At 62.4% G+C, this 263-nt stretch carries 1 protein-coding gene; it reads left to right on the top strand.

From position 1 onward, the window contains the following. Positions 1-263 (top strand): galactose oxidase-like domain-containing protein (locus tag AC0IYH_RS32130; protein ID WP_471838360.1); only part of this gene is annotated, 263 nt, incomplete at both ends.

The raw sequence follows: 263 nt of genomic DNA, 5'->3' as shown, positions 1-263 counted from the left end.
CAACTCGGAAATCTACTATCCACCCTATCTGTTCCAGCGCGTGAACGGCCGCATGCAGCTCGCCCCGCGTCCGCAGATCGTCAGCCTCCAGACCACCAAGCTGAACCACGGACAGTCGGCGCAGGTGGAAATGGCGAACGCCAACCCGATCCGATCCGTATCGCTCGTTCGCCTCGGTCAGGACACGCACAGCTTCGACAGCGGGCAGCGCTACATTCCCGCGACCTATTTTCAAACCGGCGCAGTCCTGACGGTGCAGGCGC

The organism is Pseudomonas sp. AC463 (assembly GCF_979253585.1).
Note: the sequence above shows the minus strand (reverse complement) of the source record. Positions and strands in the feature narration are given on the sequence as shown.